A 26,241-nucleotide genomic window follows, 5' to 3' on the forward strand; every position below is an offset into this window, starting at 1 on the left:
GCCAGGCATGCGGGTCGTCGGCCGGCTCCCGCGGAGGCCCCGGGCGCGTACTCGTCCTCCGGCCTCGCCGCCAGGCGTCCCCGTGTTGAAAGTTTCACCAACACCGTCGCGCGAACGACTGTGATGACGCGGATGCGACCGCCACATCGCACGGCGTCCCATGGCCTGCGACCGGCCTGTTGATCCGCGGGGCGAGGTCGCCGCCTCTTTACGGGCTGTGCGGAAACCGCGATGCACCGCTTGTTTCGGAGGGCGGTGCTCCATAGAGGTCTGTCCGGTCCATTGCCACTGTGTGATCCTCCCCTCGAGAAGACTTACCCTGCGGCGTCTCCGGCGCCTGGCCCGCGCTCCGGATTGCCACCGGCGGGAGGGAGAGATGGCGGGCTGGCACTCCGGTGAGATCTCCACAGTCAACGGCGCGAAGAAAGGGACCCCATGATTGCTGGCAACCTGATCCGCCGGGCGCTGGCGGTCGGCACGATGCTGGCCACCACCGCCGCGATGGTCGTGACCACGCAGCAGCCCGCCGCCGCCTCAGCCCTGACGCTCAACGGCACGGTGGACTGCCTCAACGTCAACTACTCCGGCGACACCCGGGACTGGTACGCCTCGTACGTCGCGGTCAGCTCCTCGCCTCCTTCATACAGCGTGACTGTGCCCTACAGCTCGATGGTCGCGAACCCGGCGAACCACTCGTGGTCGTTCACGATCAGCCTGCCCGGCGGCAGCACCTCGGTGAGCGTGTCGGCCATCTGCAGCGGCGGTCACCAGGCCGACCAGGTCGGCTGGACCAACGGACCGGCGATCAGCATCCCCTCCTCGGCCACGACTTTGAACGCCACCTGGGGCTGCTACACCCAGCAGGTTTACCCCGGGCCCTACATCACCGGCTGCAGCGCGCAGTCCTACTCGTACAGCTGAGCTCCTGCCGCCCCGAAGGCCATCCGCTTTCACCGCGGGTGGCCTTCTCGCATGCGGCCAAGCGGGCCGATCGTAGATCATGTCGCGGCGGCAGGGGTGGCCGGGTACGAACGGGCGGTGGCAGACCGGGCAGTGGGAAACGTCGTTCTTGTCGCCGGTGAGGATCGCTATGGCGATCCCGGTGGCCTCGGCGTTGTGCCGGCGCTGCCGTGCCTCGGCTGCGCGGCAGGCCGTCCGGCAGTAGATCGATGAGTTCCTGTGGCGGGCCGAACCCGAACGCAGCGGCGACTGGCGCACCGTCAAGTTCGTCTCCTACACCCAGAAGCGCCGCGCGAGCGGGCGGGCCGCCGGTCCCGCGTCGAGCCCCGTTTTTCCACGAGTCCAGGGCTCCGCGGGACCGCAGCGCGTGCGGGCGTGTGCTGGGCAGTCGGCTGATCCGGTGCCCCTTTCGCCAGCCCATCGGAATGGCCGATAATGAACATTATGTCAAGTAAGCGAGATCGGGCCGTCCCCCGAGAGGGACGACGACGATCAGGCGGCTCCCTTTGCCCGTTGCCGCCTGGGTTAAGAGTCCGCCGCGTCGCCGCTGAGGTACGGACTGGAGATTCGGGCCGGGGTCGGTCGTTGCGTGCGGTGCGAGGTGTCCAAGAGCGAGTCGCTCCGCTGAGATGTCCGCAGCGTGCAAAGTGTGGCGCGGAGTGTTCCCGGCTCGCCGCGGAAGACCTGCCTCCCTGTGGAGACTCGGCTGAATCCCGGTGATCGAGCCGGGCCCGGGCCGGTCACCTGCGGTGAGCCGCCCTCTCCCCCGGCTCGCGTGCCGAGCCGGGGCGCGGGTGACAGGGCTGTGCCGTCCCGGCCGTACGGGAAAGGTTGTGCGTGGTGACGGCCGGGACGGCGACCTGGTCGAAGCGCCGGGTCAGCCGGTGGTGTCGGGCAGGCAGAGGGTGACGGCCTCGGGCACCACCTTGACCGTGATCCGCTTGACCCGCTCGCGCGCTCCCCCATCGAGTTCGTACGCCATGGGGGTCTGCAGCTTGACCGACACCTTCCTGGCGCGGGTGATGCGGACGAAGGGCGATTTCTCGGCGTTGCCGGCGCTCATCCGGCCGAGCGTGCGCGCCCACTGGATGGGCCCTTCGGCCGTGGAGACGCCGACCTCCAGCCAGCCGTCGTCGTAGCGGGCGTCCTCGAAGACGTCGATGCCTCCGGTGACGGTGCCGACGTTGCCGACGAGCACGCAGCTGGCGTCTCCCTCGAACCAGTCGTTGCCGTCGACCTTGACCTTCATCGGGGTCACGGAGCCGCCGACGTGCCGCAGGCCGGTCCAGATGTAGGCGAGGCGGCCGAGGCGGTCCTTGAGGCCCCGGTCGGCGTCGGCGATCATCTCGGCGTCCAGGCCGACTCCCGCCATGACCGCGAAGTGCTCACCGTTGATCTTGCCGAGGTCGAGCCTGGCGCGGCGGCCCTCGAAGCCGATCCGTACGGCCTCGGCCAGGTCCTCGGGGATTTCGAGGTTGCGGGCCAGCAGGTTGGCGGTCCCGGCGGGAACGATGGCGACGGCGGCGTCGCTGCCGGCCAGGGCGTCGACGCAGCGTTGCACGGTGCCGTCGCCGCCCCAGACGAAGAACAGCTCGGCGCCTTCCTTGAGCGCCTGGCGGACCTTCTTGGGGGCCTTCTTGCTCTTGGGGACCTCGTACCACAGCAGGTCCTCGACCTCGTAGCCCGTGATGAGCTTGCGCAGTTCGTCGAGGCCGCCGCCGATGGTCTTCTTGCGGTGTGCGATGACCGCGACGCGCGGGGCCTTGGTACGTGAGGCTTTGGTATCGAGGTCCTTGGTCGCGGGGGCCTCGGTTGCGGGGGCCTCGGTGCGGGCGGCGCCCGGCTGCTCGGCGCGGGAGGCGTCTGTGCGGCGCGCCACGGTTCGGGGGGCGGCGGGCGCGGGGGCGGCCGGGTCCGGCGCGGCGACCGCGCCCGCGGGCTGCCGATCAGCGGATTTCACCATGGGTCCACGGCTACCCAGCCGGGGACCGATTAGGCCTCGGGCAGGGCGTAGTCGAGGATGTAGTGGTGGCCGTTCTCGACGCGGATGGTGCCCTCCCCCGTGAGGCCGGTCAGTTCGCCGGTGCCGGTCGCGGGGACGATCTGCCACCTCATCCACTGTTCGCCGTCGTGGCTGGCGGCGCTGTGCTGCAGGACGAAGGTGCCCTTGCGTCCGTGCAGGGTGCCCTCGAAGTGTTCGACGCCGACGTAGGCGGCTGGGCCGTCGGGGGTGACGACGGTCAGGATCTCGGTGGTGCTGGTGCCGGTGAGGTCGCCCTGGAAGGTCTTGGTGAGGCGGTTGCGGCCGAACGTGGCGCTCTGCTTCTCCTCGGTGGCCAGGTCGTTCCAGCTGGTGACGTCGAATGTGCCGGTGGCGTGCGCGTGCATGGGACCAGGGTGGCGGTTGTTCCTGTCATCTTCTGTCAGGTACGCGGCGGGTTCCTGGGGTGGCTGTCCGGGATGACTTTTCAGTGAGGAGTCGGAGAAAGTTCGACGAATGCGGTCAAGGCTCCCGCTTTACCGCCGGGCATGACGGATGATCGGAGACATGCCTACTCCCCCAGTGGCCGCGCCGTCCGCCGCAGACCGGTCCGTCCAGGGCCGCTCCGCGGGATGCTGACCTCCCCCTTCCCCGCGCGGGAAGGCCGCAGGGTCGCGTACCGGGTGTTCGGGTCGGTCGCGACCGCGCCGCGGCGGGCCCGCGCGTTCGTACGGTGCCAGCTGCGGGGGTGGCAGCTCGGGCATCTGGCGGACACGGCGGAGCTGGTCGTCTCGGAGCTGGTGACGAACGCGGTGCGGGCGACGGACGCCGTGGTTAGCCCGCCCGTGGCGTCGTCGATGTTCCCGGTCGCGCTGCGTACGGTGGCGTTGCGGGTGCGGGAGGCTCCCGGGCCGCGCAGCCTGTTCATCGAGGTGTGGGACGGCAGCGAGCACGAGCCGGTGCCCGGCGGTGACGCGGGGGGCGAGCCGGGCGAGAGCGGCCGGGGGCTGGTGCTGGTGGGGAGCCTGGCGCGGCGCTGGGGGCACTACACGGCGCCGGACCGGGGGAAGATCGTGTGGTGTGAGCTGGCGATCGCGGCGGCGGATGCGGTGGCCTTCGGCCTGCCGGAGGACACTCCCCCGGCCGTGGTGCGGGGGCCGTCGTCCGGGATGTTCTCGGCGGTCGTGGCGGGCCTCGCGTCCGGCGTGTCGTCGGCGCTGGCGCCGGTGGCGGGGCCAGCCGGGGCGCTGCCGCGGCGGGAGCGGCGTCATCCCGTGGGAGTGCTCGCGGACGGCCCGGACGAGGCGACGCTGCTGCGGGTGTTGGAGGGATTGCGCGCCCTCGACGTGTCAGGCCCGGATCACCGCTGAACGGTGCGGAAATGCCGGCTGCCGGGGCGGTCAGGGCACGACGGTGACGGGCCATCGGCCGGCGCGGACCAGGCGGAGCGCGACCGACCCGATGAAGCGGTGCCCGGCCTGGGTCGAGGCGCCCACGACGACCGCGTCCGCCCTGATCTCGTCGGCGATCTTGGCGAGGGCTCCGGCGGCGTCGCCGTATTCGGTGCGGAAGGTGTAGCCGACGTGGGAGTGGAGGGTCCGGGCGTAGTGCTCCACCTGTTCGCGGAGCTCGGCGGCGACCTGCTCGCCCGCCTCGACGACGGACGCGGAGGCGGTGGGCATCATCGTGCTGATCACGCCGGGGTCGGTCACGTGGACGAGCACGACGTGGGAGCCCTGGCGGCGGGCCAGTCCCCAGGCGTAGGCGGCGGCGCGGAGCGAGGTGTCGGAGCCGTCGATGCCGACGAGGATGACCCGCGGGCCGTCGGTGCCCAGTTCGAACGTGCTCACGCACGTCAGCGTACGACCTGCGCGGAGTACGCGTGCGGGGGCCTGCGTCCCGGCTGGGGAGACCGCTTGGGAGACGGGGACGGCACGGGGTCGTGGCGGGGGCGCCGATAACCTGTTGCGGAAATGTCGGGGCCGTTGGTTAGGGTCTCGGATCGTGGCTGACCAACCTCTGATCGTGGCGCGTGGCCTGGTCAAACGCTTCGGAGACTTCACCGCCGTCGACGGGATCGACCTGGAGGTGGCGCCGGGCGAGGCGTTCGGGTTCCTGGGTCCCAACGGGGCCGGGAAGTCCTCGACGATGCGCATGATCGGGTGCGTGTCGGTGCCGACCGCCGGGGAGTTGCGCATCCTGGGGATGGACGCGGTGCGGGACGGGCCGCGGATCCGGGCGCGGCTGGGGGTGTGCCCGCAGCTCGACAACCTCGATCCCGATCTGACGGTGCGGGAGAACCTGGTGACGTACGCCAGGTATTTCGGGTTGTCGCGGGCGGAGAGCCGCAGGCGGGCGGACGAGCTTCTGGAGTTCGTGCAGCTCTCGGATCGCGCGAACGGGAAGGTCGAGCCGCTGTCGGGGGGAATGAAGCGGCGGCTGACCATCGCGCGGGCGATGGTGAACGAGCCCGACCTGGTGTTGCTGGACGAGCCGACGACGGGGCTGGACCCGCAGGCGCGTCATCTGCTGTGGGAGCGGTTGTTCCGGTTGAAGCAGCGGGGCGCGACGCTGGTGCTCACCACGCACTACATGGACGAGGCCGAGCAGTTGTGCGACCGGCTGGTGGTGATGGACGGCGGGAGGATCGTGGCCGAGGGGTCGCCGCGGTCGCTGATCGAGACGTACTCGACCGCGGAGGTGGTGGAGCTGCGTTTCCCCGACGGGCTGGAGGGCGTCGCGGGGCATGCCGCCGCGCTTGAGGGGGTCGGCAAGCGGGTGGATCCGCTGCCGGATCGGGTGCTGGTGTACGTGGACGACGGGGACGCGGCGCTGGCGGAGGTGCAGCGGCGCGGGCTGGAGCCGTCCAGCGTGCTGGTGCGGAGGTCGACGCTGGAGGATGTGTTCCTCCACCTGACGGGCCGGACGCTGGTGGACTGAGATGGCGCTCACGCGTTCCGTTCATCCGACCTTCGCGGTGCTGGAGCGGCACCTGACCCTGTATCGGCGGCTGTGGCAGGCGTCGGTGTTCTCGTCGTTCGTCATGCCGGTGCTGTTCCTGCTGAGCATCGGCATCGGGGTGGGCGGCTACGTCGGTTCCGTGCAGGGGGTCGACTACCTGTCGTGGATCGTGCCGGGTGTGCTCGCGTCGACGGCCTTCCAGATCGCGGTGGGCGAGTCGACCTACGCGGTGCTCGGGGACTTCAAGTGGGTCCGGGCGTACCACGCGATGCGGGCGACTCCGGTGAACGTGGCGGACATGGTCCGTGGTCACCTGCTCTACCTGGTCTTCCGGGTGACGGTGACGGTGCTGGCGTTCCTGGTCGTGGTGGTGTTCTTCGGGGGGCTGCACTCCCCGTGGGCGCCGGTGACCGTGCTGGTGTGCGCCCTGGTGACGGTGGCCGTGGCGGCGCCGGTGACCGCGTTCGCCGCCTCGATCGATCAGGACAGCTACTTCGCCCTGCTGTTCCGGTTGATCGTGCTGCCGGCGGCGTTGTTCTCGGGAGTGTTCTTCCCGGTGGGGCAGCTCGTGGTGGGGTTTCGGTTGCTGGCGTACGCCTCTCCCCTGTGGCATGCGGTGGAGCTGTGCCGGGCGGCGACGCTGGGGCGGGCCCCGGCCTGGCCGGTCTGGGCGCACGCGGGTTATCTGCTGGTGTGGGCGGTGGTGGGGATCGTGCTGGCGGTGCGGGCGTTCCGCGGGAGGCTGGAGGACTGATGGTGACGACTCTGGTGGTCTCCCGGCTCTCCCCCGGCCGGGTGGGCGCTGTTATCAACCGCAACGTGGGGGCGCTGCGCTCGGGTCCGTCGTACTGGGTCGTGCTGCTGTCGGGTTTCTTCGAGCCGTTGCTGTATCTGCTGTCGATCGGTGTCGGTGTGGGGGCGCTGATAGGTGAGCTGACGGTGGACGGCCGGACCATGTCGTACGCGTCGTTCGTCGCCCCGGCGATGCTGGCGGTGTCGGCGATGTCGGGCGCGCTGGCCGAGACGACGTTCAACTTCTTCTTCAAGTTGAAGTACATGAAGACGTTCGAGGCGGTGCTGGCGACGCCGGTCCGGCCGGTGGAGGTCGCGGTCGGTGAGCTGGTGTGGGCGATCGTGCGGGGTTCGCTCTACACGGCGATCTTCCTCGTCGTGATGGTCGCGATGGGGCTGACCGAGGCGGGCTGGGCGGTGGCCGCCTTCCCGGCGACGGTGCTGGTGGGGCTGGCCTTCGGCGGGCTGGGGATGGCGGTCAGCACGCTGATGCGCGGCTGGCAGGACTTCGACCTGCTGAGCACGGGTCAGTTCGCCTTGTTCCTGTTCTCCGGGACGTTCTCCCCTGTGCGGGATTATCCCGTGGGTGTGGAGGTGCTGATCCAGGTCACTCCCCTGTATCACGCGGTCGAGCTGGTGCGCGGCCTGTGCATGGGGGTGCCGGGGTGGGGCCTGCTCGGTCATGCCCTGTATCTGGCGGTGCTGGCGGCCGTGGGGGTCTGGTTCGCGTCGCGGCGTCTGGAGCGCACGCTGTGCGCGTGAACAACGGGTCGGGGCCGGGGAACTCCCCCGGCCGTTGACGGGGCAGGTGTGCTCGCCGTACGAGGGGTGCGGGTCAGGGGCCGCCTTGGTCGGTGGAGCGGGTGTGCTCGCCGGGATCGAGGGGCGGGGTGGGGCCGGTCATCTGGTCGATGATTTTTTGCAGTGCGCTGTGCAGGTGACGCCGTTCCTCATCGGTGAGGGTCGCGGTCGCGTGTTCGGCTAGCCGCCGTCTCGCTTCGGCTATCGGGCGTTCGGCCGCGCGGGCCCTGGGGGTCAGATGCAGTCGCACGAGGCGGCCGTCGGCGGGGTCACGGCGGCGTACCAGCAGGCCGGCGGCTTCCATCCGGGTCGCGGTGTTGACGACGGTCGGTGTGGTGACCTGCAGGCGGGCGGCCAGCTCCCCCGGTGTGAGGCCGTCGGTCTGCCAGAGGACCTCCAGCACGAGGTTCTGGCCGATCCGTACGCCGTGGGGGCTCATCGCCTCGTCGGCCGCGGCACGCAGCAGCTTCTGGGCTCGCGTGAGCAGCCTCAGCACTTCGGTCACGGGTCGATCCTACGATCCGTTTGCAGGCTAACGACTTCGCCGCTACATTGATCGATAGCCTGCTAATGAGATTGGGGGATCAGCGTGATCCTGGTGACGGGGGGTCGGGGGTTCATCGGCGCGCACGCCGTGCGAGCCCTGCTCGACCTTGGCGAACGGTGCGTGCTCGGGCAGCGGTCGGCGGGGCCGCGGCCCGCCCTGCTGCGAGGGGTGCCGGACGGGCACGCCGTGATGGAGCCGCTCGACTGCGCCGACCCCGGCAGTGTGCTGGCGGTGGGCCGGCGGCACCGCATCACGGGTGTCGTGCACCTCGCCGCCTCGGGGCTGGGGGCGTCGCCGCCGCTGGAGGAGGTTCGGACGAACACCGCGGGGCTGTTCGCCGTGCTGCGTGCCGCGCTGGAGTGGGGCGTGGCCCGCGTCGTGGTCGCCAGCACGATCGGCGTGTACGCCGGGGCCGACGGCCCTTCCTACCGGGAGGGCGCGCCGTTGCCGGTCGCGAGTCCGCATCCGATTCCGGCGAGCAAGAAGATCGCCGAGATCGTGGCCGACGTCGCCGCCTCGTCCGGGCAGGAGGTGGTCAGCGTGCGGATCGGCGCGATCTGGGGTCCGCTGGGCAGGCCGTCCTCTCCCTTCTTCGCCGCGCCCGGTCTCGTCCATGCGGCCGTGCGCGCCGGGGCGAGGCCCGGCGCAGGAGACGCCGGGGCCGTGCGGGGCGGCCTCGCCCCGGCCTCCCCCGCCGGCGCCACTCCTGGAGGCTCGGCGGTTGACGGGGTGCCACCGGTTTACGCCGAGGACTCCGTCGACATGTGCTACGCCCGTGACTGCGGGCGGGCGATCGCGCTGTTGCAGACGACCCCGGCGTTGCGCCACCGCACCTACAACGTGGGCGGCGGCCGGGCCGTCGCCAACCACGAGGTGGCCGCCGCCGTCGGCAGGGTCGTACCGGGGGGCGTGCCCGCCCTGCTGCCCGGGCGCTCCCCGGGATCACCCGCCCTCGACGCTCATCTGGATGTCACGCGGTTGCGGGAGGACACCGGATTCGTCCCCGAATACGGTCTGGACCGGGCCGTGGCCGACTACGTCGGCTGGCTGCGGGCCGGTCACCCCCGCTGACGGCGCAAACCGGACGGCGGCGGCGCGGCGGTTCCGCACGCGACGCCGCGCCGCAGCCGGTGCGGGGCGCGGGAGGCACATGGCCTGGTGGTTTTGCTCGGCATGGCCCCGATCCACATTGCATGTCCATGCACTGGGGTGTATATATTCTACTCATGTCCAAGGTCCTCACCTCCCTGCCTGCCGGCGAACGTGTCGGCATCGCCTTCTCCGGTGGTCTCGACACGTCGGTAGCGGTCGCGTGGATGCGCGAGAAGGGCGCGGTGCCCTGCACGTACACCGCCGACGTCGGCCAGTACGACGAGCCCGACATCGCCTCGGTGCCGGGGCGCGCCACCGCGTACGGCGCGGAGGTCGCCCGGCTGGTCGACTGCCGGGCCGCCCTCGTGGAGGAGGGGCTTGCGGCCCTGGCCTGCGGGGCGTTCCACATCCGCTCCGGCGGGCGCACCTACTTCAACACCACCCCGCTCGGGCGGGCGGTCACGGGCACCCTGCTGGTGCGGGCGATGCTCGAAGACGGGGTGCAGATCTGGGGTGACGGGTCCACCTTCAAGGGCAACGACATCGAGCGGTTCTACCGGTACGGTCTGCTCGCCAACCCGTCCCTGCGCATCTACAAGCCCTGGCTGGACGCCGACTTCGTCAACGAGCTCGGTGGCCGCAAGGAGATGTCCGAGTGGCTGGTGGCCCACGGGCTGCCCTACCGCGACAGCGTGGAGAAGGCCTACTCGACCGACGCCAACATCTGGGGCGCGACCCACGAGGCCAAGTCGCTGGAGCACCTGGACACGGGCGTCGAGATCGTCGAGCCCATCATGGGAGTGCGGTTCTGGGACCCGGACGTCGACATCGCTCCCGAGGACGTCACGATCGGCTTCGAGCAGGGGCGGCCGGTGACGATCAACGGCAAGGAGTTCACCTCCGCCGTCGATCTGGTGCTGGAGGCCAACGCCATCGGCGGCCGGCACGGCCTGGGCATGTCCGACCAGATAGAGAACCGGATCATCGAGGCCAAGAGCCGGGGCATCTACGAGGCGCCGGGCATGGCGCTGCTGCACGCGGCGTACGAGCGGCTGGTCAACGCGATCCACAACGAGGACACCCTGGCCAGCTACCACGTCGAGGGGCGGCGGCTGGGCAGGCTGCTGTACGAGGGCCGCTGGCTGGACCCGCAGGGGCTGATGCTGCGCGAGTCGCTGCAGCGCTGGGTCGGGACCGCGATCACCGGCGAGGTGACCCTGCGGTTGCGCCGTGGTGAGGACTACTCCGTCCTGGACACCTCCGGGCCGGCCTTCAGCTACCACCCGGACAAGCTGTCCATGGAGCGCACCGAGGACTCCGCGTTCGGCCCGGTCGACCGCATCGGCCAGCTGACCATGCGCAACCTGGACATCGCCGACTCGCGGGCGAAGCTGGAGCAGTACGCCAGGGTCGGCATGGTGGGCACCCCGCACCCGATGCTGACCGGCGCCACCCTCGTGGCCTCGACCGAGCTGATCGGTGCGATGCCGGAGGGCGGGGCCGAGGTCATCGCCTCGCGCGGCGAGGTCTCGGCCGACGAGGAACTGCTCGACCACGCCGCCATGGAGGCCGGCACCGACTGACCCTTCTCCGTCCCTGTCGCCCTCCCACTCCGCCCGGCCCTGCTGGCAGCGCCGGGCGGGGTGAGGGGGATGATTACGGGGGGATGGAGGAGGCGGGTGTACGAGGAGAGGTGGGCGCGGGTTCCGGAGGCGGTGCTGTGGTGGCAGGACGCCCCCGGCCCAGCTCCGGGATCAGGTCCCCCGCCGGTGCGGCGGGTGCTGCCCGACGGCTGCATGGATCTGATCTGGATGGACGGCGCGTTGGTGGTGGCCGGTCCGGACACGGCGGCGCACCTGGTGCGTGATCGTGCGGGCAGCCGATACGTGGGGTTGCGTTTCGGTCCCGGCACCGCACCGGGGATTCTCGGCGTGGCCGCCTGCGAGTTGCGTGACCGGCGGGTTCCGCTGGCCGAGGTGTGGCCGGAGGCCGATGCGCGGCGGTTGTCGGAGCGGGCGGCCGAGGCCGCCGACCCCGGCGCGGTGCTCGAAGAGGCGGCGCTGGGCCGGATCCGCGCGGCCGGGGGCCCGGCCGACACCGCGCTCATCTCTGCCGTGGTGGGCGGCGTCCGCGCGGGCCTGCCGGTCGCGGAGCTCGCGGCCGGTGCGGGGCTCGGGGTGCGGCAACTGCACCGCCGGTGCCTGGACGCCTTCGGATACGGCCCGAAGACGCTGGGCCGGATCCTCCGGATGAACCACGCGCTGGCCCTGGCCCGCCGGGGGATGCCCTACGTCGCCGTGGCCGGTGCGGCCGGATACGCGGATCAGGCCCATCTCGCCCGGGAAGTGAAGTCGCTGACCGGTGCCACCCTGGGCGAGCTGACCCGCTGAGCCGCGCCGCCGGGCCGGGACGATGGTCGCGTCGGTAACTCGTTCTCAGGGGGCGTCTGGGCGGACGGGTGGTCAGGCGCCGGGCGCGGCGCGTCGTCAGGTGCCGGGAAGCGGCGCGAAGAGATCCACCCCGTTGCCGTCAGGGTCGTGGACGACGGCGTAACGCTGCCCCCAGAAGGCGTCCCACGGCGGCAGGTGCCCCGGGTAGCCCGCCTGGACCAGGTCGCCGTACAGGCGGTCGACCTCCTCGGGCCCGTCGCATCGAAAGGCGAGGGACATCCGGGGGCCGCCCGTGGCGGGATTCCACGCGGGGTCGAAGGAGCGGATGGTGTCGACCGTGTCCCAGGCGAGGCGGAGTCCTCCATCGAGGGTCACTTCGACATGGGGCTCGGTGTCCGCCGAGAGCGGGATGTTCAGGCCCAGCCGGCGGTAGAAGGCCAGGGACGCGGCCATGTCGGCCACGACGAGGCCGATGAGGTCGAACGAGGGTGTCATGGCGGTCACGTTAGGCGGCGGGCGGGTACGGCGTCTTGAACGAATCGGACACGCCGCCCCGGGAACCGCCACCGCTTCAAGTGATCACGTCGCTTCGAGGCATGCCGCGCCGTAGCGGGGTGAGGCCGGGCACGTCGGCGCGGACGTCGACCTGGCCTGGCCTACCGCGCGGATCGCGGTGCTGGGGGCGCGGGGAGAGGCGGGCTTATCGGGTGAAGGGCGTGACGGTGGTCACGGCGGTCACCGGGACCGGCCCGTAGATGTGGGGGAACGCCTCCTCCGCGCCTTCGGGCACCTCCAGCCTGACCGGGCAGCCGAGCCGGTCCTCGTCGATCTCCAGCACCACCAGCGGTTCGGTGACCGCGCCGTAGTAGCGGCCGGCGACGCCACGCAGCTGGGTCAGGTCCGAGCAGGCGTGGACGAAACCCTCCTCCTCCAGGGTCAGGCCGAGGGTGGAGACGCGGTATTCGCCGGAGGCGACGGCCGCGTCCCAGTCGGCGGCCAGCGCGAGGTGAAGGATCATGGGTGGCTTTCGGGTGGTTCGAGTGTGGTCAGTGCGCGGGTGACGGCGTCCCGGGCGCGTTCCCGTGAGTCGGGGCGGGCCTCGACGACGTCCTCCACCCACAGGCCCGACAGCAGCCCGGCGACGAATCGGACCTCGGAACGACCGCAGGGATAGCCCGCGCCGCGGAGCGCGGAGGCGACGATCTCGTCGCAGCCGTCGGTCCAGGTGCGGGCGATGGCCTGCAACGCCGGGTCGCGGCCGGCCTGGAGGTACAGCTCCCACAGGCCGAGCTCGCGCAGCCGGTCCGCGGCGTACACGTCGGTGAGGGCCTCGGCCACCGCGGCGGCCGAACCGCCCGCCGGACGCCGTACGGCGGCGCGCATGCGGGTGAGTTCGCGCCGGACGAGCAGCGCGAACGCCTCGGCCAGCAACTGGTCGCGGGAGGAGAAGTAGTAGGAGGTGGCGGCGAGCGGGAGGCCGGCCCGTCCGGCCACCGCGCGGTGGGTGACCGCGGCGAAGCCGCCCTCGCCGAGCAGGTCGACTGCCGCGTCGAGCAGCGCCTCCCGGCGGCGTACGGCCCGCAGTTGCGGTCGCCGGGGCGCGACCTGGCGGGATTCGGGCACGCCGTGGTCCTCCCCTGGCTTGTCGATGCGCGCATCGTCGGTGTGCGAGGCTCGCCGGAATGTACGGGCTCCGAGGAGCCCGGAACCCGTCCGGACCACCCTTACCGGCCCCCGGCGCCGGGGTCAAACGATCAGTGTGCGCCGGAGAGGTTGAGCACGGCCACCCCGGCGATGATCAGAGTGATTCCCGCGACCTTGACCAGGTTCATGTGCTCGCCGAGGAACAGCGCGCCGATCAGCGCGATCGCCGCGGTTCCGGTGCCCGCCCACACCGCGTACGCGATGCCGACGGGCATGCGGAGCTTGAGCGCCCAGGCGAGCAGGATGAACGACGCGAGGTATCCGGCGGCGACGACGATGGTCCAGCCCCAGCGGGTGAGGCCGTCGCTGAGTTTGAGCGCGGAGGTGGCCAGGACCTCCGAGGCGATCGCGGCGGCGAGCAGGAGCCAGGCCATGGAGGAACCTCACAGACAAAGCGGTACGCTTGTCCCAATTTTAGATGCGAGGGCTCTTCCTGGCCATGGGGTTGCCGGGCAGGTGCTCCAGCTATGACGGCCGAGGCCCGCTGTCCGCCCACAGGGTCACCGGCAGCGCGGTCAGGCGGCGGGTGCCGGGATCGACGGCCTGCAGCTCCTCCGCCGGGGCGGCCAGAGCCATGCGGGGGAACCGGCGCAGCAGCGCGGTGAGCGCGACCTGCGTCTGCACCCGGGCGATGGAGGCGCCGAGACAGAAGTGCGGGCCGTGGGAGAAGCCCAGATGACCGGTGGCCGGCACCCGGGCGAGGTCGAGCCGGTCGGGGTCGTCGAACGCCCGCGGGTCGCGGTTGGCCGCGGAGATCAGGACGGTGACCTTCGCGCCGTGGGGCACCGTCGTGCCGTACAGCTCGACGTCGCCGCGGGCCTGACGCGGGACCGCCAGCTGCGCGGGGCCGCACCAGCGGGTGAGCTCCTCGACGGCGCGGGGCATGAGGGCGGGGTCGGCGCGCAGGGCGGCGAGCTGGTCGGGGTGGGACAGCAGGGCGGCCACGGCGTTGGCGATGAGGTTGGTCGGGGTCTGTCCCGCGATGACCAGGTGCCAGACCAGGGTGACGATCTCGGTGTCGCTCAGCCGGTCGCCGTCCTCGTCCTGGGCGCGGACGAGGTCGCCCACCAGATCGCCCCCTACGGAGTGGGGGTGGTCGCGGCGGGCGGCGACGGCTGCCTTGGCGCCGGCCATGATGCCCGGGATGGCCCGCGCGAAGTCCGCGCCGGCGGCTCCGGCGACGGTGGCGCCGTACTCGCGCCAGCGGGGGCGGTCCTCCTCGGGGATGCCGACGAGGGCGCAGATGACGTCCATCGGCAGCGGGCGGGCGAAGTGGGGCAGCAGGTCGGTCTGCCCGCCGTCGGCGTGCGCGGGAAGCTCGTCGAGCAGCGCGTCGACGATCGCGGCGATCCGCGGCCGGAACTCGGCGGCCCGGCGCGGGGTGAAGGCCGGGGCGACCAGCTTGCGCAGCCGGGCGTGCTCCGCGCCGTTCATCTCGCTCATGGTCCGCATGTACGGCAGGCAGTCCTCGGGGACCTCGGGGCGCATGTAGCTGGTGGCGTCGAGCTCGAACCGGGCGTCGCCGAGCATCGCCCTGGCACCGTCGTACCTGGTCAGGGCGTAGGTGGGGCCGAAGCCGGGGATCAGCAGCCGCGCGAGCGGGCCGCTTTCGCGGGCCTGCCCGTACGCCGTGAGGGGGTCGCGGAGGACCTCGGGCCGGGACAGGTCGATTTCGGGCAGGGTGCCGGTCATCGTCTACTCCAGATGCTTATTCCACATGTTCACATCATCTGGATGGTGACGGTATCTTGGTGGGCGGCGGCCGGCAAGCGTGAGGCCGTCGCGGCGAGGAGGGTGATGGAACGCCTGTCCAGGGTGGAGCTTCAGGCGCGCAACCGGGCCAGGGTGCTGACCGCCGCGCGGGACGAGTTCGCCGAACGGGGATTCCGCGACGCCAAGATCGACGCCATCGCCGAGCGTGCCGGGCTGACGCGGGGCGCGGTCTACTCGAACTTCCCGGGCAAGCGGGCGCTGTACTTCGCGGTGCTGGCCGAACTCGCCGAGGGCGCCGCTCCCCCGGCCGCCGGGCCACCTGGCGGGGCCTTGGCCGGGGAGGGCGCTCCCCCGGACGGCGGGGCGCCCGGAGGGGTCTTCGGCGCCGGAGGCCCGGCCCGGGACGGCGCGCCGCAGGCCGCCGGGGCCCGCGAGGCTCTCGCCGCGTTCGCCCGGGCCTGGGTGTCGCGGCTCCCCCTGGCGACCGACGGCCCGGGCAGGATCGGCATGGACCTGATGCCGGAGATCATGGCCGACGAGCGGATCAGGAAGCCGTTCGCACAGCTCATGAAGCTGAGCGGGGTGTTGCTCGGGCTCGCCCTGGAGGAGGTGGCCGCCGGAAGCGGGCGCATGGTGCGGGTCGCGGAGGTCGCGCTGACGACGCTGCACGGCATGAGCCAGATGGCCGACGCCGCTCCCGGTTTCGTGGAGGAGTTCGACGTCGTCAGCGCGTGCGAGCGGCTGGCCGATCTCGACCTCGGCGACCGGTGGGACCCGCCGCATCTGCCCTGGGCGGCCCCTGCCCGGCCCGCGGACGCGCCGTGGGCGCCGCCGGCGGCGGCCGACGCGCTGCGCGGCGGCCCCGCGCCGCTCTCCGGCGACGGGGTGGTGGCGGTCGTCGGGCTGCACCGCCTGGGTGCGGTGGAGGAGGCGGTGCGGGCCGCGCGGGCCGGGGACGAGGTGACCGCCGTGCTGGTGACCGGTGACCCCGGTGAGCTGGGGCCGCTGGTGCGGCTGGTCGTCGCCGGCCTGCGCGGCTGCCTGCGGGAGGCCTTCCCCCGGACGGCCTGGCCACGTCTCGGGGTGGTGTTCGACGAGCGGGGGGCCGTGGCGGCGGCGGCCGGGGTGCCCGCGGTGAGCGACGGGACCGAGACGGCGGTGCGGGTGCGGGCCGGGCGGGTGGTGGCCCGCGCCGACGGCCACGGCGCCTGCCACTCCGCCGCCTCCGCCGCAGGTCCCTGACGACGGCCCTGACGACGGCCTCGTCGCCGCGATCCCGTGCGCTCACCCGCGATCGTCCGACATCGAATTGCGTTCGGGCGGAGGGAAAGTCGCGGCCGTCGGTCCTCCGCAACGAGGCGCCGGGTTCGCGATGGCCGCTGCCATTGTCCGCGCGTGGAAGACCGTCCTTCCGGAGGTTTTCCTCGCCTGGGGGTAGAGCCGCGGCCGGTCCGTGAGAATCGAAAAGCGGGGCGATTCCTCAGGCGCTTCCGCCCTGGAATATCTCGGTCGGCACCAGCACTCCCGGGCGTCCGGTGGGCCCCGCGTCGATTTCGGCCTGGCATCGGTCGATCAGTTCGGCGGCGACCTTCTCCAGCGGAATCCGTACGCTCGTGATGGTCGGTTCGGTGATCAGTCCCATCGCCCCGCCGTCGAAGCCGGTGACCGCGATGTCGCGGCCGGCCCGCAGGCCGAGGGAATGACCGATGTTCACCACGACGGCGGCGATTGAGTCGCTGCTGGTGACGATGGCGTCGGGCCGCTGCCGCCGGCTCAGCATGCGGCGCACGTGGTCGCGGATCGCGTCGCCGGAGCCCTCGAAGACGTCGTCGTCGCTCACCTTGAGCCCATGGCGGTCGAGGCCCCGCCGGAAGCCGTGGAGCCGCTCGCGCTTCCAGTACTCGTCGCCCTCGGCCCCCACGTAGGCGAACCGGCCGTATGCCTTCGCGACCAGGTGGTCCATGAGCATGGCCATGCCGTGGGCGTTGTCGATGTCGACCCACTGCTGAGGAAGGCCGGGGGCGAGGCGGCCGAAGGACACGAAGGGCAGCGTGCCTCGCGCCAGCAGCCGGACGCGGGGGTCGTCCACCTGTGACTCGGAGATGATCAGCGCGTCGATGTTGCCCCGGGTGGTCAGCTCGGTGAACACGGACAAGGGGTCCTCGTCGGTATGGGTGAACACCAGAATCTGGTAACCGCGACGGGCCGCGGCCTTTATCAGCGCCTGGAGGAAACTCAGGGTGAAGCCTTTGACCGTCTCCAGTTCCTCACCGGACATGTGGTAACCGATTTGCATGCTCCGCCGGGAGCGCAGGGTCTGGGCCGCGCGGTTCGGCTTGTATGAAAGCGCTTCCATCGCGGCCACGACGCGGGTCTGCGTCTGTGTCGAGAAGTAATCCTTGCGGCCGTTCAGCACGTTGGAGACCGTCTGCCGGGATACGCCGGCGAGTTTTGCGACATCGTCGATGCTGGGGCGGCGGACTGAGTGACGATCGTTCGCGCCGGCCATTTTCCCCCGATCGGCTGTGTCTGACATTCGCACCACTCATGGTGTCACGGGCGCCCGGACCATCGAATGCCTCCGGACTCTAACACGCACCGCACGCCCCGGAGAGGGTCGCGCGGACCGGTGCGCGCGCCGCCCCGTAAGCACCCGAACGGGCCGCGGACGGACACCTTGACGTAACACGGACGGCGTGTCACTCTCGGCTCCATTGAACGATACATGTGAGCGCAAACACACTCCACCACCCCATCGAGACATGTAGCCGGGCCCCAGGCTCTCGGCGGCTGATGCACGCCTGATTCGGGATGAAAAGGACGTAAGTGTGGCAATCGTGGAAGCTGTCGCTGAGGGGGGAGATCCGCACTCCCCCGGTGCGGGCGACGAGGTCACGGCGCGGCCGGCCGGGCGCGGAGCCGACGGCTTCGTCCACCTTCAGGCGTCCGGGGTGAGCCTCGTGCTCGACTGCCGCGGCCCCCGGCTGCCACGGGTGCTGCACTGGGGACGCCCGTTGCCGCACGCGTCGGACGCCGACCTTTCGGCGCTGGCGCTGGCCTCGCTGCCGGCGACGGTGCCGAACTCGCTCGACACGCCCGCTTCGGTGGCGGTGGTGCCGGAGCCGGCGACGGGGTGGTTCGGCCTTCCCGGTGTCCTGGGCCACCGCGACGGCCGGCACTGGTCGCCGCTGTTCGAGACGGAGCACGTCGGCGTCCACGACCGCGGCGCCGGTGAGGGCGGTGAGGTGGCCGTCCTGGCGTCGGACGCCGGCTGCGGGCTGTCCCTCGAACTCCGCCTCGACCTGACGGCCGTCGGCGTGCTCCGCATGCGAGCCGTGCTCCGCAACACCGCGTCCGGCTGGTACACGCTCGACGGCCTGGTGATGGCTCTGCCGGTGCCGGCGGAGGCGACCGAGCTGCTCGACTTCACCGGCCGCTGGAGCCGGGAGCGGGACCCCCAGCGACGCGCGTTCTCGGCCGGCGCCCATGTTCGCGACGGGCGGCGCGGGCGCACCGGTTCGGACGCGTCGTTCGTCCTGGTCGCGGGCGAGAAGGGGTTCGGGTTCCGGTCCGGCCAGGTGTGGGGCGTCCACGTCGGATGGAGCGGCAACCACCGGACGTACGCCGAGCGGCTGCCCACCGGGGATTCGGTCGTCGGGGGTGGCGAGCTGCTGCAGAGCGGCGAGGTCCGGCTCGCGCCCGGTGCGTCGTACGAGACCCCGTGGGTGTACGCCGCCCACGGCGACGGCCTCGACGAGATGGCCGCCCGATTCCATCGCCTGGTGCGGAGCCGGCGGGGCGGCCGGCGACCGGTGATCGTCAACACCTGGGAGGCGGTCTACTTCGACCACGACCTGGGCCGGCTCACGGCGCTGGTCGACGCGGCCGCCGAGGTCGGGGCCGAGCGGTTCGTGCTCGACGACGGCTGGTTCCGGGGCCGCCGCGACGATCGGGCCGGGCTGGGCGACTGGTTCGTCGACGAGGCGCGCTGGCCGGAGGGGCTGCACCCGCTCGTCGAGCGCGTACGGGCGCGGGGCATGGACTTCGGCCTGTGGGTCGAGCCCGAGATGGTCAACCCCGACTCGGACCTGGCCCGCGCGCACCCCGACTGGATCATGGCGACCGAATGCCGGCAGCCCCCGCCGTCCCGTCATCAGCAGGTGCTCGACCTGCGCCGGCGGGAGGCCTACGAGTACATCCTGGAGCGGCTGGACGCGCTCGTGCGCGAGTACCGGATCGCGTTCCTGAAGTGGGACCACAACCGCGATCTCGTCGACGCGGGTGTGCACGAGCAGACCAGGGCGGTCTACCGCCTCATGGACGAGCTGCGGGCGCGCCACCCCGGCCTGGAGATCGAGTCGTGCTCGTCGGGCGGCGCCCGGGTGGACCTCGGCATCCTCGAGCGCACCGATCGCGTCTGGGCCAGCGACTGCATCGACGGCATAGAGCGGCAGGCGATCCAGCGGTGGACCGCGTTGCTCCTGCCGCCCGAGCTGATCGGTTCCCACGTGGGGTCGGCGCGCGCGCACACCACCGGACGTACGCAGAGCCTCGCGCTGCGGGCCGGCACCGCGCTGTTCGGCCACTTCGGCATCGAGTGGGACCTGACCGCGGCCTCCGGGGAGGAACGCGCGGAGCTGCGGCGGTGGGTGCAGCTCTACAAGCGGATGCGCGGCTGGCTGCACCGCGGGCTCGTCGTACGGGCCGACCATCCCGACCCGGCGCTGTGGCTGCACGGAATCGTGTCGGCGGACCGCGACCAGGCGCTGTTCTCGGTGGTGGCGATGACGACCGGCGCCCGCACCCAGCCCGGACGGGTCCGCATCCCCGGACTCGACCCGCATCGGCGTTACCGCGTGCGTCCGCTGGCCCCGGGCGACAGGCCGGGCACCACCGCGGTGGCCCCGAACCCGTGGCTGGCCGAGGGCGTCGTGGTCACCGGCCGGATGCTGGCGGAGGTCGGCCTGTCCGCCCCGCCGCTCCACCCCGAGCAACTGCTCCTGCTGCACGTCACGAAGGCGTGACCGTCATGAGGACCGGCATCGGACGGCAGAGCGGCACGGCGGAGCCGCGGCCCGACACATCCCCGCCGCGGTCCGGCGCGCCCGCGCCGCGGTCCCGGCGCCGCGCGGGCGACCTGCCCGTCGCGATGGTCTTCCTCCTGCCCGCGGCGGTCGGCTTCGTGGCCTTCTACCTGTGGCCGGCGCTGCGGACCGCGTACCTCAGCTTCACCGACTACAGCCTGCTCGCGCCACCCGAATGGGCCGGGCTCGACAACTACCGGCGCCTGCTCGGCGACCGCCTGTTCTGGAACGCGCTCAAGGTCACGGTCGAGTACGTCGTCGTCAACATCGGGGTGCAGACGATCGCCGCCCTCGGCCTGGCCGTGCTGATGCACCGGCTGACCCGCTCCGGGCTGATCCGGGGCGTGCTGCTGCTGCCGTATCTAGTCGCCAACGTGGTGGTCGCACTGGTCTGGTACACGATGCTCGACGCTCAGCTCGGGATCGTGAACCAGGCGCTGGAGTGGATCGGCCTCGACCCGGTGGCCTTCTTCGGGGAGACGAGCACGGCGATCCCGACCATCGCGCTGGTCAACGTCTGGCGGCACGTGGGCTACACCGCGCTGCTGATCTTCGCGGGCCTGCAGGCCATCCCGAAGACCGTGTACGAGGCGGCGGCGACCGACGGCGCCTCCGAGGCGACGATGTTCTGGCGGATCACGCTGCCGCTGCTGCGTCCCGTCCTGGCGCTGGTGCTCGTGCTGACGGTCATCGGATCGTTCCAGATCTTCGACACGGTGGCGGTCACCACCAAGGGCGGGCCGATCAACGCGACCCGGGTCATCTACTACTACATCTACGAGCAGGCGTTCCAGCGCTTCAACTTCGGTTACGCCGCCGCCGTCTGCGTCGCCCTGTTCGCGATTCTCGCCGGCCTCGCGCTGCTCCAGCTCAAGCTGCTCCGCGCCGGCGACTCGGACCTGGACTGAGAGGCGGGCCATGAGCCACACACTGAGACGGCTGAGCCTGCGGCGGACGGCGGCCTGGGCGATCCTCGTGCTGTTCATCCTGATCACGCTGCTGCCGTTCTACTGGATGCTGCGCATCTCCCTGTCCAACAACCGGACCCTCTTCGCGAACCCGGGTTCGCTCATGCCGACGGACTTCACGTTCGGCGCGTTCAGGCGGGTCCTGGGCATCGCGACGCTGGCGGAGGCCACCGCGGAGGGCGGCTCCGGCGCGAAGATCGACTTCTGGCGGTACCTGGCGAACTCGGTGGTCACCTCGGCCGTCATCACGGTCTGCCAGGTGTTCTTCAGCGCCATGGCGGCGTACGCGTTCGCCCGGCTGCGCTGGCCCGGACGGGAGAAGGTCTTCTTCGTCTTCCTTACCGCGCTGATGATCCCGCCGATCTTCACCGCGCTGCCCAACTTCGTGACCGTCAAGCAGCTCGGGCTGCTCAACACGTACGCGGGGATCGTGCTGCCGTACCTGTTCATGACGCCCTTCGCGGTGTTCTTCCTGCGGCAGTTCTTCCTCAACATCAGCAGGGAGGTGGAGGAGGCGGCGATCGTGGACGGCGCGGGACACGCGCACATCTTCTTCCGGCTGATCGTGCCGATGAGTTCGGCGCCGATCGCCACCATCTCCCTGCTGGTCTACATCGGAGCCTGGAACGAGTACTTCTGGCCACTGCTCGTGGGGCAGGAGGACGACGTCCGGGTGCTCACCGTGGCCCTGGGCATCTTCCGCGCCCAGAGCCCGCAGGCCGGGCCGGACTGGTCCGGGCTCATGGCCGCGACGCTTCTGGCCGCGTTGCCGGTCATCGCGCTCTTCACCGTTTTCGGACGATGGATCGTCAACTCCATCCAGTTCTCCGGGATCAAGTGATCCCTCCCTGAACCACCCTCATCCCCCCACCGCAGCAAGGAGATCTGGCATGAGACGGATAACGCGCCTCGCCGCTGTCGCGACGATACTTCCGCTGGCCCTGGCCGGGTGCGGCAGCGGGGACGACAGCGGCGGCGGGAGCGGGAGCGCCCAGGCCCCGGAGAAGACCGAGATCAGCTACTGGCTGTGGGACTCCAACCAGTTGCCGGCCTACCAGGCCTGCGCCGACGCGTTCCACGCCGCGAACCCCGAGATCACCGTGAAGATCTCACAGTTCGGCTGGGCCGACTACTGGACCGGCCTCACGACCAACCTCGTGTCCGGCAACGCGCCGGACGTCTTCACCAACCACCTGAACTACTATCCCGAGTTCGCGGCGAAGCAGCAGATCCTGCCGCTGGACGAGTTCGTCGCGGCCGACGGCACCAAGACCGACGTCTACGCTCCCGGCCTCGCCGACCTGTGGGTGTCGGCCGACGGCAAGCGGTACGGCCTGCCGAAGGACTTCGACACGGTGGCGATCTTCTACAACAAGAAGATGCTCGACGACGCCGGCATCACCGAGGACCAGATGAAGTCGCTCACCTGGAACCCCGACGACGGCGGCACCTACGAGAAGGTCATCGCCCACCTCACCGTCGACAAGAACGGCAAACGCGGCGACGAGGCGGGCTTCGACAAGAAGAACGTCAAGGTCTACGGCCTGGGCCTGGACGAGAACAACGGCGCCGGTGTCGGCCAGCAGATGTGGAGCATGTACGCGCTGTCCACCGGCTGGCAGTTCACCGACAAGAACCCGTGGGGCACGAAGTTCCAGTACGACGACCCGCGTTTCCAGAAGACCATCGCGTGGTGGCGCGGGCTGATCGACAAGGGGTACATGCCGAGCCTGGCCATCGCCCGGTCCGGCACCAGCGTCAACGACGGCTTCGGCGCCGGCAAGTACGCGCTGTCCACGAACGGCTCGTGGATGATCAACACCTACTACGGCTACGACAAGGTCGAGGTGGGCACCGCGCCGACGCCCGTCGGCCCCTCCGGGAAGCGCGCCACCATCTACAACGGCCTGGCCGACTCCATCTACGCCGGGACCAAGCACAAGGACCAGGCCTGGCGGTGGGTCAAGTACCTGGCGTCCGCGGACTGCCAGAAGACGGTCGGCGACAAGGCCGTCGTCTTCCCGGCGATCCCTGAGGCGCTCACCGTCGCCGAGGAGAAGTTCAAGGCCAAGGGCATCGACATCAGCGCCTTCACCGTGCAGATCCACGAGAACACGACGTCGCTGTTCCCGATCACCGACCACGCCAGCGACATCGGTGCGGTGATGGGCCCGGCGATGGACGCGGTGCTGAGCTTCGAGGCGGAGCCGTCCTCGCTCAGCAAGGCCAACGACGAGGTCAACGCCCTGTTCCAGTAGCCCCGGCGTTCCAGTAGTCCCGGCGCGCCACATGCCGGCACGGACGCCCGTGGGCGGTAGATCTCCGCCCGCGGCGGAGCCGATACGCCGGACCACATCGGAAATCGCGGTGAACCGGCCGAGAAACGCCTGTGCAAGGGCTCGGCCGGCCACCTTCGATCCGTGAATCCCCCCTACCCCATCGGCCATCGACTGAGAGCCAGAGGAGAGGCATGTCCAAATTACCAACTGATCGGCGAGCACGGCGAATCATCGCCGCGGTGACAACCACGTTCGCGCTCGTGACGGCAGGGGTGACGGCGGCGGTCCCCGCACAGGGAGACGGCCCGGCGGCCACGCAGCTGGTCGTCGACCTCGGCACGAGGACCGGCGCGTTCCGCGGCGCCGCCGGCGGAGCGCTGTACGGGCTGAGCGACGAGGGTGTGCCCAGCGACAACACGCTGGAGCCGCTGCGGCTGACCACCGTCAACCAGAAGCCGCCCGCGGGCGCCCAGCACCCCAACGGCGACGCGTTGTCGGTGGCGCCCTCGTTCTTCCGCAACGGCGGCAAGTACATCCAGGTCAACGTCCAGGACATGTACGCGCAGTGGACGTACGAGAACGCGGGCGGCGCGATCCCCTGCAACCAGGTCTGCTTCGACAACTACATGCAGAAGCTCGCCTGGGTCGTCGACCAGGTCAAGAACAGCCCGTACGCCGACCGCATCGTCTACGTGCCGTTCAATGAGCCCGACGGCATCTGGTACAACACCTCCACCGGCAACGCCGCGCAGTACCAGACCCGGATGGCGGCCCTGATGGCGCACTGGAAGGCGGCGGTGGAGTACATCCGCGCCAACCACCCGGGCGCGCGGGTCATGGGCCTCAACGACGCCACCTTCCGGGCCCGCAACTACGGTGACTTCCTCACCTACGCCCGCGACAACAACGTGCTGCCCGACTTCGTGTCCTGGCACCAGTTGGAGTCCGGCAGCCTCAACCCCGCGGGCGGCAACTACTACCGCACCAACTACCGGACCTACCGGAACCTGGAGCAGGAACGGGGCATCTCCCCCATCCCGATCAACATCAACGAGTACGGCGGCAACCGCGACCTGACGGTTCCCGGCCAGCTCATCCAGTATGTCGCCATGTTCGAGGACACCAAGGTCGACGCGGGCGGCAAGGCGTACTGGACCGCGGCCGGTCTGCTCGGCGGCGACGTCGTGGAGACCAACAAGCCCGGCGGCGGCTGGTGGTTCTACAAGATGTACGCCGACATGGCCGGCGGTGACACGGTCAAGGTCACTCCCCCGGCCCCGGCCACCCTCGACAAGCTCGAAGGCATCGCGGTCATCGACGACGACCGCAGGCAGGCGCGCATCCTGGCCGGCGGCGGCCCCTCGGCCGACTTCGACGTGGTCGTCGGCAACGTCGACGGCGAGCTGTTCGGCGACAAGGTCAACGTGACCGTGTCGGCGACCACGTGGAGCGGCCAGAACTCCGACGCCCCGCCGCCGGTCGTGCTGCGCGACGTCGACCTCGTCCCCGAGAACGGGTCGCTGACGATCCCGATCCGCGGGCTGGGCGTCGAAGGCGACGGCGGGCCGAACGTCGACCAGATGTCGGTGTACGAGATCGTGCTGTCGCCCGGCGGCGCCGGCACCCGCCAGTCCGTGGACCTGCCCTGGCGGGCCTCGTACGAGGCGGAGCTGGCCACCGTCACGGCCGGGACGGTTCAGACCTTCGGCACCCCGTCGAACTGGAACGCGGCCGCCACCTCCGGCACGCGCCACGTCGGCAACCTCACCCAGAACACCAGCGCGGTGACGTTCGACGTGAATGTGCCGAAGGCCGGCGCCTACAAGCTGGGCATCCTGTACGCCAACCAGACCGGTCAGCCCGCCCAGCAGGTGCTCACGGTCAACGGCGCTCAGGCGCAGATTGTCGACTACCAGGCCACGCTCAACTTCCAGTGGCGCACCCGCAAGGACGTGGTGGTCCAGCTCCAGGCGGGCGCGAACCAGATCCGGCTGGCCAAGTCCCACCCCGAGCTGGGCGCCGCTGTCGGTCAGGCGACGCTGGACCGCATCGACCTCGAACCGGCCTCCACCGGCCCGGTCACCCGGGACTACGAGGCCGAGCGGTCGCAGACCAAGGGCGACGTGACCTACGAGTACGACCAGCCGAAGCAGTCGGAGGCGGGCTTCCTCACCCTCAAGCGCGGCGGCGAGGCCATGTTCACCGTGTACGCCGAGGAGGACGGGTACTACGACCTGGAGTTCCGGCACAACAGCCCCGGCAAGCCGGGGTCGGTCACCGCGAACATCGGGCTCGACCGGCGCGCGGTCGACGGTGCGGTGCTCCGCGCCAACCCGGGCGGCGGCACCTTCTGGAAGACCGACCGGCACCGGCTGTTCCTGTCGGCGGGCGTCAACCGGGTGACGGTGGAGCCCTCCGGCCCCACCCCGGTGCGCCTCGACAAGGTGAGCGTGACCCGGGCGACGTCCGGGCCCCGCCCGGTGCAGGTGATCGAGGCCGAGTCCGCCGCCCGGTCCGGCTCGGCCGCGGTCGACAACCACGGCTACGCCTCCGGAGGCAAGTTCGTCGGCTGGATCGGACAGGGGCCGCAGAACCGGCTGACCCTCCAGGTCGACGCGGACAAGGCGGGTGACTACCTGCTCGTCGTGCGCTACGCCAACGACGAGCGGAAGTCCGGCCACGTCTACAACGCCGACATCATCTCGCGGCCCCTCGACATCTCCGTCAACGACGGGGACGCGAAGCGGTACTGGTTCAAGAACACCTGGTCCTGGGGCAACTGGTGGGCGCGCGGCGTGCCGGTGACCCTGAAGGCCGGCACCAACACGATCAGCGTGTACAACGATCCCGCCAACGGCGCGAAGGCCCAGGGATGCCCGGCACCGTGCATCTCCGAGCTCGACAGCCAGTGGGCGCCCAACCTCGACAGGTTCGACATCGTGCCGATCAAGGTCGGCTGACGCGGTGAC

24 protein-coding genes are annotated in these 26,241 nt (G+C 71.0%); 14 read left to right on the plus strand and 10 right to left on the minus strand.

Annotation, left to right across the window (positions count from 1 at the left end):
- Window positions 1–435: 435 nt before the first annotated feature.
- Window positions 436–921: a hypothetical protein gene (locus HHX40_RS13990; protein WP_182880936.1), complete on the plus strand. Its 486-nt coding sequence runs from the start codon at window positions 436–438 to the stop codon at window positions 919–921.
- A 916-nt stretch (window positions 922–1,837) separates the two neighbouring features.
- Here the strand turns inward: HHX40_RS13990 and HHX40_RS13995 are convergent.
- Together HHX40_RS13995 and HHX40_RS14000 are read right to left on the minus strand one after the other, a co-directional pair.
- Window positions 1,838–2,923, minus strand: a complete 1,086-nt coding sequence (locus HHX40_RS13995) for a diacylglycerol/lipid kinase family protein (RefSeq protein ID WP_182880937.1) — start codon at window positions 2,921–2,923, stop codon at window positions 1,838–1,840.
- 29 nt (window positions 2,924–2,952) lie between these two features.
- On the minus strand, window positions 2,953–3,348 hold the full coding sequence (locus tag HHX40_RS14000; RefSeq protein ID WP_182880938.1) for a DUF3224 domain-containing protein: 396 nt from the start codon (window positions 3,346–3,348) through the stop codon (window positions 2,953–2,955).
- A 225-nt stretch (window positions 3,349–3,573) separates the two neighbouring features.
- Between HHX40_RS14000 and HHX40_RS14005 the strand changes: the two genes are divergently transcribed.
- On the plus strand, window positions 3,574–4,311 hold the full coding sequence (locus HHX40_RS14005; protein ID WP_182880939.1) for an ATP-binding protein: 738 nt from the start codon (window positions 3,574–3,576) through the stop codon (window positions 4,309–4,311).
- A 30-nt stretch (window positions 4,312–4,341) separates the two neighbouring features.
- Here the strand turns inward: HHX40_RS14005 and HHX40_RS14010 are convergent, their stop codons facing one another.
- Window positions 4,342–4,791, minus strand: coding sequence for a universal stress protein (locus tag HHX40_RS14010; protein ID WP_117409627.1), 450 nt, complete (start codon window positions 4,789–4,791; stop codon window positions 4,342–4,344).
- Window positions 4,792–4,945: 154 nt separating this feature from the next.
- Between HHX40_RS14010 and HHX40_RS37675 the strand changes: the two genes are divergently transcribed.
- From HHX40_RS37675 to HHX40_RS14025, 3 genes are read left to right on the plus strand one after another with little or no spacing between them, the layout of a single operon-like run.
- A complete protein-coding gene (locus HHX40_RS37675) occupies window positions 4,946–5,881 on the plus strand; it encodes an ABC transporter ATP-binding protein (RefSeq protein WP_310738092.1) in 936 nt (311 codons plus the stop codon).
- A 1-nt stretch (window position 5,882) separates the two neighbouring features.
- The gene (locus tag HHX40_RS14020; protein ID WP_182880940.1) at window positions 5,883–6,656 is read left to right on the plus strand and encodes an ABC transporter permease; all 774 of its coding nucleotides are present in this window, start codon (window positions 5,883–5,885) and stop codon (window positions 6,654–6,656) included.
- Window positions 6,656–7,456, plus strand: a complete 801-nt coding sequence (locus tag HHX40_RS14025; protein WP_117409625.1) for an ABC transporter permease — start codon at window positions 6,656–6,658, stop codon at window positions 7,454–7,456. The genes HHX40_RS14020 and HHX40_RS14025 overlap by 1 nt, the downstream gene beginning before the upstream one ends.
- Window positions 7,457–7,529: 73 nt before the next feature.
- Here HHX40_RS14025 and HHX40_RS14030 read toward each other — a convergent pair whose 3' ends face one another.
- Window positions 7,530–8,000: a MarR family transcriptional regulator gene (locus HHX40_RS14030; RefSeq protein ID WP_310738093.1), complete on the minus strand. Its 471-nt coding sequence runs from the start codon at window positions 7,998–8,000 to the stop codon at window positions 7,530–7,532.
- 93 nt (window positions 8,001–8,093) lie between these two features.
- Between HHX40_RS14030 and HHX40_RS14035 the strand changes: the two genes are divergently transcribed.
- The 3 genes from HHX40_RS14035 to HHX40_RS14045 all read left to right on the plus strand — a co-directional run bounded on the left by HHX40_RS14035 (window position 8,094) and on the right by HHX40_RS14045 (window position 11,524).
- Window positions 8,094–9,113 carry an NAD-dependent epimerase/dehydratase family protein gene (locus tag HHX40_RS14035; protein ID WP_220499108.1) on the plus strand — a complete coding sequence of 340 codons (1,020 nt, stop codon included), beginning with the start codon at window positions 8,094–8,096 and terminating at the stop codon, window positions 9,111–9,113.
- Window positions 9,114–9,268: 155 nt separating this feature from the next.
- On the plus strand, window positions 9,269–10,717 hold the full coding sequence (gene argG, locus HHX40_RS14040; protein ID WP_117409622.1) for an argininosuccinate synthase: 1,449 nt from the start codon (window positions 9,269–9,271) through the stop codon (window positions 10,715–10,717).
- A 96-nt stretch (window positions 10,718–10,813) separates the two neighbouring features.
- Window positions 10,814–11,524 carry a helix-turn-helix domain-containing protein gene (locus HHX40_RS14045; RefSeq protein ID WP_220499109.1) on the plus strand — a complete coding sequence of 237 codons (711 nt, stop codon included), beginning with the start codon at window positions 10,814–10,816 and terminating at the stop codon, window positions 11,522–11,524.
- 96 nt (window positions 11,525–11,620) lie between these two features.
- Here the strand turns inward: HHX40_RS14045 and HHX40_RS14050 are convergent, their stop codons facing one another.
- The 5 genes from HHX40_RS14050 to HHX40_RS14070 all read right to left on the minus strand — a co-directional run bounded on the left by HHX40_RS14050 (window position 11,621) and on the right by HHX40_RS14070 (window position 14,920).
- Complete coding sequence (locus tag HHX40_RS14050; RefSeq protein WP_117409620.1) at window positions 11,621–12,019, minus strand: VOC family protein; 399 nt, start codon at window positions 12,017–12,019, stop codon at window positions 11,621–11,623.
- Window positions 12,020–12,224: 205 nt separating this feature from the next.
- Window positions 12,225–12,542 (minus strand): DUF952 domain-containing protein, encoded by a 318-nt coding sequence (locus HHX40_RS14055; protein WP_182880943.1) that lies wholly within the window; start codon window positions 12,540–12,542, stop codon window positions 12,225–12,227.
- Window positions 12,539–13,147, minus strand: a complete 609-nt coding sequence (locus HHX40_RS14060; protein ID WP_182880944.1) for a TetR/AcrR family transcriptional regulator — start codon at window positions 13,145–13,147, stop codon at window positions 12,539–12,541. Before HHX40_RS14060 ends, HHX40_RS14055 begins: the two co-directional genes overlap by 4 nt.
- A 131-nt stretch (window positions 13,148–13,278) precedes the next feature.
- Entirely contained in the window at window positions 13,279–13,602 is a 324-nt protein-coding gene (locus tag HHX40_RS14065) for a DMT family transporter (protein WP_138460682.1), read from the minus strand.
- Window positions 13,603–13,693: 91 nt separating this feature from the next.
- Window positions 13,694–14,920, minus strand: a complete 1,227-nt coding sequence (locus tag HHX40_RS14070) for a cytochrome P450 family protein (RefSeq protein ID WP_182880945.1) — start codon at window positions 14,918–14,920, stop codon at window positions 13,694–13,696.
- Between the two features lie 105 nt (window positions 14,921–15,025).
- On the opposite strand from HHX40_RS14070, the gene HHX40_RS14075 reads away from it, so the two are divergent.
- Entirely contained in the window at window positions 15,026–16,183 is a 1,158-nt protein-coding gene (locus tag HHX40_RS14075) for a TetR/AcrR family transcriptional regulator (protein WP_182881260.1), read from the plus strand.
- A 238-nt stretch (window positions 16,184–16,421) separates the two neighbouring features.
- Here HHX40_RS14075 and HHX40_RS14080 read toward each other — a convergent pair whose 3' ends face one another.
- Complete coding sequence (locus tag HHX40_RS14080; protein ID WP_182876804.1) at window positions 16,422–17,450, minus strand: LacI family DNA-binding transcriptional regulator; 1,029 nt, start codon at window positions 17,448–17,450, stop codon at window positions 16,422–16,424.
- A 442-nt stretch (window positions 17,451–17,892) separates the two neighbouring features.
- Between HHX40_RS14080 and HHX40_RS14085 the strand changes: the two genes are divergently transcribed.
- The 5 genes from HHX40_RS14085 to HHX40_RS37680 all read left to right on the plus strand — a co-directional run bounded on the left by HHX40_RS14085 (window position 17,893) and on the right by HHX40_RS37680 (window position 26,232).
- Complete coding sequence (locus HHX40_RS14085) at window positions 17,893–19,965, plus strand: alpha-galactosidase (RefSeq protein WP_310738136.1); 2,073 nt, start codon at window positions 17,893–17,895, stop codon at window positions 19,963–19,965.
- A 5-nt stretch (window positions 19,966–19,970) separates the two neighbouring features.
- On the plus strand, window positions 19,971–20,933 hold the full coding sequence (locus HHX40_RS14090) for a carbohydrate ABC transporter permease (protein ID WP_220499110.1): 963 nt from the start codon (window positions 19,971–19,973) through the stop codon (window positions 20,931–20,933).
- A 10-nt stretch (window positions 20,934–20,943) separates the two neighbouring features.
- Entirely contained in the window at window positions 20,944–21,834 is an 891-nt protein-coding gene (locus tag HHX40_RS14095) for a carbohydrate ABC transporter permease (protein ID WP_182880946.1), read from the plus strand.
- Window positions 21,835–21,883: 49 nt separating this feature from the next.
- Window positions 21,884–23,251 carry an ABC transporter substrate-binding protein gene (locus tag HHX40_RS14100; protein ID WP_182880947.1) on the plus strand — a complete coding sequence of 456 codons (1,368 nt, stop codon included), beginning with the start codon at window positions 21,884–21,886 and terminating at the stop codon, window positions 23,249–23,251.
- Window positions 23,252–23,511: 260 nt separating this feature from the next.
- The gene (locus tag HHX40_RS37680) at window positions 23,512–26,232 is read left to right on the plus strand and encodes a CBM35 domain-containing protein (RefSeq protein ID WP_182880948.1); all 2,721 of its coding nucleotides are present in this window, start codon (window positions 23,512–23,514) and stop codon (window positions 26,230–26,232) included.
- The last annotated feature ends 9 nt before the right edge of the window (window positions 26,233–26,241 follow it).

Source organism: Microbispora sp. H10949 (assembly GCF_014161435.1).
Taxonomy (GTDB): domain Bacteria; phylum Actinomycetota; class Actinomycetes; order Streptosporangiales; family Streptosporangiaceae; genus Microbispora; species Microbispora triticiradicis.